A 9,198-nucleotide genomic window follows, 5' to 3' on the forward strand; every position below is an offset into this window, starting at 1 on the left:
TCCCGTCTCCTAGATTTCACGACGGCTCCCGCTCTCGTTGTTCCAAGTTTTTAGCAGTCTTGCTTTTATCGACGTTTTTCTCGTCTTCAAACGTCCCCATCAACAGGTCTAAAGATGGATTGGTCACACCATACCAATAATTCTCATTTTTAAAGTGATGCAACAAATGGAGTTTTTTCATCCAACGTCCCCATGCTGTTTTTGGAACAATCGGACGATGCGCGACATAGTGGGTCCATTCATAAAAGAGTAAGTAGCCAAGCAAACCAGTCGTGAAGGCGATCGCCAAATGCCATTGTCCAGTAACCAACCATACAAGCCCAAAAGCGATACTAATGAGGGGCAAGCTATACCATACAGGCAAAAATAGTAGCTTCAAATCATTCGGCGTCACATGATGGTCGTAATGTAAACGTTTGATTAACTTTAATAGCGTCAAATTTTTGGGTGGTTTCATATGAAAAAGAAAGCGATGAATCGAATACTCACTCAGCGCATACGCTGCCATCCCTGCGACAACAGCGAGCCACGTCGTCCACTGACTAAAAGAAGTTAATGTCCAAATCAATCCAATCACAAATAACAAATTCATAATAAGAACATCTTTGTGACCAAAATATTCAAGCAAATACTTTTTCACGAGAATCCCTCCCACATGTTTGTACAATATGTATATTGTCGTATCACTAAAGGCATTCATGGATGTGAAACATGTTGTACTATTTATCATAACCCCCAATGTAAGCGCTGTCAATTTCCGGCTTAATGCTTTTTACTTCGCAGCGCAGTTAGGAAACCGCAGCAAAAGCTGCGATCACCCCTGAAATGATAGCTGAACTCACAAACCAATGCTTCACACTTTTATGGTCAACACCAAGGATTGTATCAAAAATTCCTTTCAGAACAAAAACGATGATAAATATAACGACAAATGCAGCTAAAAATATCATTCCTGCACTCCTCTTCTTCGCAAACATCGTCCCACCCCACGTAAGAGGATATCTACCTACTTATTCAAACGATCGCAAAGATAATCCCGGTCGGCCATTCAATGCCATATCACTTGTACACCCGTGCACCCACATACTATGGGCTGCCGCGCCAATCATGGCAGCATTGTCCGTGCAAAGAGACAACGGTGGGATCGATAATGCTGCTCCGGTGTCCGCTAATGCTGTTTTGAGGGCCTTCCGCAATGTATGATTCGCCGCCACACCGCCAGCTAGGACGACTTGCTTCACTTCATATGTTTGCACTGCTCGGGCCGTTTTTACCGTTAACACATCAATGACACTTTCTTGAAAACCGCGCGCTAACGCCGGTAAGTCTGTCTCAATCCCTTTTTGCCGATCATTATGCAGGCGATTTAAGACCGCTGATTTCAACCCACTAAAACTAAAATCATAGCTACCCGCTTCCAGCCACGCTCGTGGTAGTTTAATCGCTGTATCTGCTTCTTTTGCCAGCTTTTCAACATTCGGCCCACCAGGATAAGGAAGAGACAATGCCCGCGCCACTTTATCGTACGCTTCTCCTACTGCGTCATCACGTGTTTCGCCAACGGTTTCAAATTGGCCATCTTTTTTCATGTATATTAACTCGGTGTGTCCACCAGAAACAACGAGCGCTAGTAACGGATACGCGAGCGGTTCTACTAATTGGTTTGCATAAATATGTCCAGCAATATGATGCACGCCGATGAGCGGGATCCCGTGAGCGAATGCTAATGCTTTGGCAGCATGGATGCCAACAAGAAGCGCGCCAACCAAGCCAGGCCCTTCTGTCACCGCGATCGCTGTTAAATCGGAGAATGTCACTTTTGCTTTTTCCATCGCTTCTTCAACAACACGCGTCATCACTTCAACATGGTGACGCGAAGCCACTTCCGGCACAACTCCACCGAAGCGGGCGTGACTCTCCATTTGCGTCGCCACTACATTCGCGCATATCTCTCTGCCATCACGAATAACCGCCGCAGCCGTCTCATCACAACTTGTCTCGATCGCTAAAATCAATGTCACTGATTTTCACCTCCATCACCCATGCATCTTCCAAATCATCCGCATAATAGTTTTTTCGAACTGCGATTTTCTCAAAACCAAGTTTTTGATATAGCGCTAAAGCGGGTAAATTAGACGGGCGCACCTCTAGCGACAATTTTCCCGCACCAACACCGTGCAACCACGTCATCACAAAACGTAACAGCCACTCTCCGTATGCGTTGCCTTGCGACTTTTTATGAATCGCAATGTTTGTAATTTGTGCCTCGTCTATGACTTTCCACACACCGCAGTATCCAATAATCTCTCCTGCCGATTCCATCACAAAATAATGAGCCACATTTTTCACCCTTAACTCAGACTCAAACGCTGCCCTTTTCCACGGCCGCTTAAACGCACTACGTTCGACTGCCAACACTTGATCAATATCAGCAAACGTCATCATCCGTATAGCTGGTTCACTCGAAACGCCTTCCTGTTGCACGTTGCCAGTTCACCTCCGCCTCAGCTAACTGCAAATATTGAGGAACAAAATCATGAATGGATTCGACAGGTGGCACTTGTTCGCCAAGTAAACATAATTCCCCCGGTCGCACACTTGCAAGTTGGGGCGCTGTAAACAACGCCTTGTCGCCAAGCACTTCTCTAATCTTCTTCTCATGTAAAGACACATCTTCACCGACAAATAGACAATGTTCATCCCGTTCTTTTAATTGCTGTAACCATACATCGGAATGAATGTGTGTCTCTGGTAACACGACATGCGTCTGCCCTTTTTCAAATCGGTATGCAGCGGTATATATATTTCCGCGCCGGGCATCAATGAGTGGCACAACAACCGCATGCGCGATATATTTCCCCGCTTGCGCCATGTACATGAGCGTGGACACGCCCACAAGCGGAATATCCAATGTCCAAGCAAGGGTTTTTGCAACCGTCACTGCCATCCGCACACCCGTATATGAACCGGGACCACACGCGACGACAATACGTGTTAAATCCTTTGGCGTCATCTCAACTTCTTGCAGTAACGATTCAACTGTTGGCATTAAACGCAGCGCATGGTTTTTCCGTAAATTAGTCATATACTCACCGATAACACCATCTGCATTTGCTACTGCCACACCGAGACGGTGAGACGACGTATCTAAAGCAAGGGTATTGGTCATCTCTCCATCTCCTCCAATCGTTTCTCGTAACGACGACCGAGCGCTTGAAACGTAAGAAGGCGCACTGTCTCTCCTTCAGTTGTCATCGTGCACGCAAGCCGTTCTTTGGGCAACTGTTCCTCAATCAAATGTGCCCACTCCACAACCGTCACACCGTCTCCATAAAAGTAGTCACTTAACCCCAAGTCGTCTTCTTGTCCTTCTAGCCGATATACATCCATATGATATAGCGGTATACGTCCGTCGTATTCTTTGATAATTGTAAATGTCGGGCTCGTGACCATTTTCGTTACACCAAGCCCTGCTGCGAGACCTTTTGTAAAATGAGTCTTCCCTGCGCCAAGATCTCCATCAAGCGTTAATACATCACCCGCTTGTAGCAACGTCCCTAATTTCTCCGCTAACGAAAGCGTCTCAGCAACTGTATTTGTTTTAAACCTTTGTTTCGTCATTTTCGTCACCATGCCTGAAGTGATTAAAGCCCTTCTTTGCCAGCAGGACTTCTTGCTCTTCTTTTTTTATGTAAACAGCTGGTACACCTGCGCGCACAAAGCCTACCGGATAAAATGACCGGCCAATCGCACTTGCTTGTTGCTGCAATGATGCCAATTGGTCTTTCGACGTCGTACCAAGCAGTTGAAAGTCTTCTCCGCCGTACAAACCCCACTTTAAGCCCGTTTCTTCGTCTACTCCGTGTAACTGCGGGGAAAGAGCAACGATTTCCTCTCGATCCAAAACAAGCTGTACACCACTCGCCACGGCAATCTCGTGCGCCTCACTGGCTAGCCCGTCACTCACATCATTCAACGCAATCCGTCCACCCGAGCTTGCGCATATACGTCCAAGCGCTACTTGCGGTGCCACTTCTTGATGACACAAAATATAGTGCTGTTCTTCTGCGGTAAATACTCCGTGTCGTGTCTGCTCGTTCAGTAAGGAAAATCCCGCCGCAGAACCGCCGACAGGCCCTGTTAAGAACACGACATCTCCCGGTTGCGCCATACTTCTTTTTAATGCACTTCCCGCTTCTACAACCCCAATGGCTGTCACGGTGATCATTAAACAAGATGGAGACGAAACGGTGTCACCACCGATTAAATCCATTTCTAGCGGATCGGCAAGCATTTTCATCCCTTTATAAATCTCTCGTACCTCATCAGCCGACCATGTAGTAGGGATTGCAATTGCCACTAGATAAAACTGGGGGCGCGCGCCCATCGCTGCCAAATCACTCACATTAATCCCAAGCGCCTTCTGACCAATTTGACGTGCGTTTAACGTGTCTTTCCGAAAATGAATCCCTTCCACCATCGTATCGACACAAACGACTTCTTCATAATGAACGTTACTCACATAAACAGCCGCATCATCACCAATTCCGACACGCAAACGCGATTGATAAGTCTTTTTCGGTGTAATACTGTCGATAAAAGCAAATTCATCTTCCACACGTTTCACCCCCTTGCGACGTCACATCCACTGTCCATAGCATACCCCATCCACATCTTTTGTGCAAAACAAGCACATAAAGAAAAGACTGAAGCATAGGCCTCAGTCTTTCTAGTATTGCGGGGGGCGGATTTGAACCACCGACCTTCGGGTTATGAGCCCGACGAGCTACCGGACTGCTCCACCCCGCGTCGTTAGTAAATGGATGATTTTGCTTTTATATAGCTTAAACTCAATCCAACAAATATAAATATACCATAAGAAGTTCATAAATGCAAGGATTGTTTAAAAGAAAGCCGCCCCTCCCAGAGGAGAGGCGTTAATCAAACGTTTATTTAAAACGCTCTTTTCTTCTACGCGGCCACAAAGGACGCTTAACATACTGAACCATTGTCGCAAAAACCACGCCCCATTGTGCTTCGGATAAAGTGCCGATACGGTCATCGGCCCCCATCCGTAAAGCACGTTTTAGCTGTTTAAGCTGTGGTTTAGTGAACACCCCGCTAAGCGCGACATCAATTGGTGCGTATGGTTGCCTTAATGCATACTCAACCAAACCGAAAACAGCATTGTGATACGCATACGCAACCAGTGGTTTTTGTTTCCGGTCAATATACACGAGCGCCGAGTCAACTTTCGGACGTGGAGAAAATTTTTCTCTTGATATCGCTCGAACAAAACGAATAGTAAACCACATTCGCCACGCCACCACATACGGATCTTTTACAAACGGTGACGTGAACCGTTTCGCGGCCCCTTTTTCCATCACAATTACGCCCCGTTCGAAGCCACTTTGCGGATTTGACAGCAACAGCTTCATGATCGGTGTCGTAATTGCATACGGAATATTGGAAACGACGACAAACTTTCTTTTAGGGAGCCGCACACGACGAATATCTCCTTGAATAATCGTTGTATTCCCTACGGTAGCCATCTTCCTGCTCAATACCTCAACAAACTTCCGGTCATATTCCACCGCCAATACTTTGTGCGCTTGCTCACTTAAAATCGTTGTCAACGCTCCTTTGCCGGCACCTAGCTCTAACACCATATCTGTTGGACCCACTCGTGCCTGCCTAACAATCTCGTGTAGTAACTTTTTATCATACATTAAGTGCTGTCCTAAATCATTGGGAGGCTCTCCCCGACTCACTTTTTCCTGTTGTTTATTTCGTCTTTTTCTTGTCATGCTAACCGTTCCTTTCTCTAATAAAAGTCACAAGCTCTCGCCTATGAGAAAGAGTAAAGGAACGTTGCCTTATCTTTATTTCTTGAAGTCTTTTCATGAGTGTTACTTAGAACGGCTAGACAAATAATATGCACGTTAACATACGTGTGCATTTTGATGGCTAGCCATTTTTCTAAACACAAAAAAGAGAGGCAGAACAACCACCTCTCTTCACATCTCATGTATCATTACCCGTTTGAGGTTGCTAAAAAGACAGACTGATCCCGTTTACTCTACTCACAAAGCAGAGCTTTCGAACGTATAAAATTACGCGTTCAAAATTGGGAAACGACGTCTGACTGAATACATGTTTAGCAATCCTCCTATCATCTAGCTTCAATTCTCATTATATACCCTATTTTAGCAGGAGTCAAAGCTTTTCCTACTGCTAAGAAAAATACCCCCTCACCGCTTATCCAACGTCTCTTGCTTAGATGAGAATGACCATTGACACATTTCTAAGTCCTGTATTACAGTAAGTAAATGTGATACTTCGTAAGAACAACTAAACTAATTTCCATAGAGGTGGCTATGATGCAGCATGAACACATTGCACAATACCAACAACAAATTGACAACCACATTAAAAAACTCGGTGGATACTGGCGATCGATTTCTGCGCTCGCACGATTGAATGAAGAAGTAGGTGAATTGGGCGAGCTCCTATTACAGGATCGATTAAATATAGATGAGATCGGCACCGAGATTGCCGACATTTTCGTCATTTCTACTTGTATTGCTAATCAATACCTTAATTATCTAGATGAAGAATATACACTCATTGGTGCTCCTGTCGCTATACGTGAGCTCCAAAACTTGCAGCAACCTTTTCCAATCAAAGACCGCTTCATTCTTATTACGCAGCGCAGTGGTAAAATTGCCCGGATCATTAATCATTACGAAGGCGACAAGCCTAAAAAACACTCAGAAAAACCTATGCGCCTCGGGCATGAGATTGCCACGTTGCATATGCAGTTACTATTTTTAGCGCGCGATTTCGATTTAAATGTGTTTCATTACATTGACCGTGTCCTTGCCCACTCCGCAACACGAGACAAAGACAGATTTGACATCACCCACGACCCCACAACCGAAGCATCTCGCACACATTTTCTTAAAGCAATGGAACATCACTATGCCCAATTTTTATGTAACGCCAAAATATGGGGCAGTTATGAATGGGATCCGGAGGCGTCTCTCCCTGACAACCTTCGTCATAGCCTACCTTCCTTCATCCGATTCACGAAATGCGCTACACCAGAAGGGTTAGATGGATATGTGTTTGAATTCCCTGTCACTGCAGATACACCATTATTTGAGCATACCATTCTGAATTTAGCCGGAGACTCGGCAAAAACCATTGATGATAGAAACCAATGGTGCTTCACTTTTCAAAATACCGAAGTCATAGCGACTGCCTTGCCCTATGAAGAAAACGATCAACACACCCAAGACAGGAAGAGCGATTTCCTCTACATTCGACTTTTGTCTTCTACCTGTCCGCCGTGGGAATGAGAAAAGACTAGCGAGGAGGTCTCGTTCATGGATATTTACTTATTAAGGCATTGCCAAGCGAGCGGACAAGAAGCTAATGCGCCGCTCACTAACAAAGGATATAAGCAAGCAACAGCATTACAACACGCCTTGCGCGACATTCATATAGACAGCATCGTTGCCAGTCCTTACAGACGTGCACTTGACTCCATTGCACCAGTTGCTCAATCAAAGGACATCGCTGTTAAGGAAGACAGACGTTTAGTTGAGCGTCGCCTTTCCAGTAATCCCATAGAAGACTGGCGCGAAAAACTAAAAGCCACTTTTCACGACTTCACCCTCTCTTATCCTGGTGGAGAATCATCTGAACAAGCACAAATCCGTGCTATGAGCGTTTTAACAGATATACAGACAGAAAAAAGAGATTGTACCCTACTCGTGACGCACGGAAATTTACTTACACTAATACTTCACGCGTTTAATAATAACTATGGCTACGACGTTTGGCGCGAGATGGAGACACCCGATCTTTACCATATCAAAACAAGGCATCTGCTGCACATGGATGACATGAAAAAAATCAAGCTGCATGTCTAACGTTGTTCCACAGAAACCTTCTGTACCATATCAATTTCTTTTACAAGATCGTACACACTTGTAATGTACATTGTCCTTGGGATTGATACAGAGATATCCAATTGTTTACATCCATCTTCTAAGTCTTTAATTTTCACTTCGCGCACAATCATGCTGTTTGTGCGTCTTTCTTTCCACGTCTTCCCTCGATAATGTAATCGCTTAATTAAGTGCGTTGTCAGTGCGCCTTTTTCCATGACTACCCGTAAAGCCACATCTGTCTGACTTAACGACATTGGTCCAATCAATTTAATTAAGGCTGGAATGACGTTGACTGACACTAAAATTAACACCACAGTCAGGAAGGCTTCTTTATAAAAGTTCGCCCCAATGGCAATCCCAATCCCCGATGCTGCCCAAATCATGGCTGCCGTTGTAAGCCCTGAAATTACATCGTTACTTCTTCGCAAAATCACTCCTGCCCCTAAAAAACCTACCCCGCTCACTATTTGCGCTGCAAGACGCATAGGATCCATATTTTGAGACGATCCGTTCGTAGAAAAATGCAAATAAGCTTCCACTGATACAATTGTAATCAAACAACTTGCGATGCAGATTACCATACTTGTTTTAAGGCCCAGCGGTTTATGTTTGATCTGCCTGTCAACCCCAATTAAAAAACCAGAAAATAAAGCTGCACTTAACTTTAATAAAATAACATCCATATTTGACCACCTTTCATTTCTTTATTAATCATTGTCTCTGTATAGAGGCTATTTTCTATTATAATACATTGAACATGCGCTCAAAAAATATATAAGACGCGCTCAATTCAGCACGCCTTATCATTTATTATAGTGATGTCTTTTTATCCCCAGGTAAGAGCGTGTCAATAACGTGTGTAAACTCAGGAACGTCACCTATTAAAAAAGCTGGAAGTAAAAGTACCGCTAACACAAGGGCCATTGGTACACGAATGATCGAACATAAAAGTCGTCTCATGAAAAACATCCCCTTCGCCCTTTTGTTAGTCATGACCTCTTTAGAGGTTGCTTGTTACTATACTACGACTTTCATAAAAAATCAACAATTTTGTATCAGTTTTATATACAGGAAACGTAGCTTATAAAAAACACATCTTCATTTTAAAATGAAGATGTGTTTTAATGTCATATCAACCCGGCACCGATCTACGCTCGCAGGGGGAAGCCCCCAACTACTATCGACGCAAAAGAGCTTAACGACCGTGTTCGGCATGGGAACGGGTGTGACCTCTTTGCCA

At 44.5% G+C, this 9,198-nt stretch carries 12 protein-coding genes, 1 tRNA gene and 1 rRNA gene; 2 read left to right on the forward strand and 12 right to left on the reverse strand.

The window, feature by feature from the left end:
• Positions 1–16 precede the first annotated feature (16 nt).
• The 9 genes from BLT29_RS05715 to erm form a co-directional block, all read right to left on the reverse strand.
• A complete protein-coding gene (locus tag BLT29_RS05715; RefSeq protein ID WP_437182625.1) occupies positions 17–640 on the reverse strand; it encodes a sterol desaturase family protein in 624 nt (207 codons plus the stop codon).
• A 148-nt stretch (positions 641–788) separates the two neighbouring features.
• Positions 789–977, reverse strand: a complete 189-nt coding sequence (locus tag BLT29_RS13095) for a hypothetical protein (protein ID WP_141769858.1) — start codon at positions 975–977, stop codon at positions 789–791.
• Between the two features lie 33 nt (positions 978–1,010).
• Complete coding sequence (gene tsaD, locus BLT29_RS05720; protein ID WP_090775363.1) at positions 1,011–2,021, reverse strand: tRNA (adenosine(37)-N6)-threonylcarbamoyltransferase complex transferase subunit TsaD; 1,011 nt, start codon at positions 2,019–2,021, stop codon at positions 1,011–1,013.
• Positions 1,987–2,484, reverse strand: a complete 498-nt coding sequence (gene rimI / locus BLT29_RS05725; RefSeq protein WP_245701106.1) for a ribosomal protein S18-alanine N-acetyltransferase — start codon at positions 2,482–2,484, stop codon at positions 1,987–1,989. The genes tsaD and rimI overlap by 35 nt, the downstream gene beginning before the upstream one ends.
• Positions 2,459–3,169 carry a tRNA (adenosine(37)-N6)-threonylcarbamoyltransferase complex dimerization subunit type 1 TsaB gene (tsaB, locus tag BLT29_RS05730; RefSeq protein WP_090775364.1) on the reverse strand — a complete coding sequence of 237 codons (711 nt, stop codon included), beginning with the start codon at positions 3,167–3,169 and terminating at the stop codon, positions 2,459–2,461. Before tsaB ends, rimI begins: the two co-directional genes overlap by 26 nt.
• Complete coding sequence (gene tsaE / locus BLT29_RS05735) at positions 3,166–3,621, reverse strand: tRNA (adenosine(37)-N6)-threonylcarbamoyltransferase complex ATPase subunit type 1 TsaE (protein WP_090775365.1); 456 nt, start codon at positions 3,619–3,621, stop codon at positions 3,166–3,168. The genes tsaB and tsaE overlap by 4 nt, the downstream gene beginning before the upstream one ends.
• Entirely contained in the window at positions 3,602–4,618 is a 1,017-nt protein-coding gene (gene thiL / locus BLT29_RS05740) for a thiamine-phosphate kinase (RefSeq protein WP_090775366.1), read from the reverse strand. The genes tsaE and thiL overlap by 20 nt, the downstream gene beginning before the upstream one ends.
• A 117-nt stretch (positions 4,619–4,735) precedes the next feature.
• Positions 4,736–4,809 (reverse strand) — tRNA-Met (locus BLT29_RS05745).
• A gap of 140 nt (positions 4,810–4,949) precedes the next feature.
• The gene (gene erm, locus BLT29_RS05750) at positions 4,950–5,807 is read right to left on the reverse strand and encodes a 23S ribosomal RNA methyltransferase Erm (protein WP_090775367.1); all 858 of its coding nucleotides are present in this window, start codon (positions 5,805–5,807) and stop codon (positions 4,950–4,952) included.
• Positions 5,808–6,380: 573 nt separating this feature from the next.
• Between erm and BLT29_RS05755 the strand changes: the two genes are divergently transcribed.
• The gene (locus BLT29_RS05755; protein WP_090775368.1) at positions 6,381–7,361 is read left to right on the forward strand and encodes a nucleoside triphosphate pyrophosphohydrolase family protein; all 981 of its coding nucleotides are present in this window, start codon (positions 6,381–6,383) and stop codon (positions 7,359–7,361) included.
• A 27-nt stretch (positions 7,362–7,388) separates the two neighbouring features.
• On the forward strand, positions 7,389–7,937 hold the full coding sequence (locus tag BLT29_RS05760) for a histidine phosphatase family protein (RefSeq protein WP_090775369.1): 549 nt from the start codon (positions 7,389–7,391) through the stop codon (positions 7,935–7,937).
• On the opposite strand, the gene BLT29_RS05765 is transcribed toward BLT29_RS05760, so the two are convergent.
• From BLT29_RS05765 to rrf, 3 genes are all read right to left on the reverse strand, one after another.
• Positions 7,934–8,641 carry an MgtC/SapB family protein gene (locus tag BLT29_RS05765; protein WP_090775370.1) on the reverse strand — a complete coding sequence of 236 codons (708 nt, stop codon included), beginning with the start codon at positions 8,639–8,641 and terminating at the stop codon, positions 7,934–7,936. The genes BLT29_RS05760 and BLT29_RS05765 overlap by 4 nt on opposite strands.
• A gap of 127 nt (positions 8,642–8,768) precedes the next feature.
• Entirely contained in the window at positions 8,769–8,918 is a 150-nt protein-coding gene (locus BLT29_RS13320; RefSeq protein WP_176763830.1) for a hypothetical protein, read from the reverse strand.
• 175 nt (positions 8,919–9,093) lie between these two features.
• A 5S ribosomal RNA gene (gene rrf / locus BLT29_RS05770) occupies positions 9,094–9,198 on the reverse strand; the annotation flags it as partial.

It is taken from the genome of Shouchella lonarensis (assembly GCF_900096965.1).
Classification (GTDB): Bacteria; Bacillota; Bacilli; order Bacillales; family Bacillaceae_D; genus Shouchella; species Shouchella lonarensis.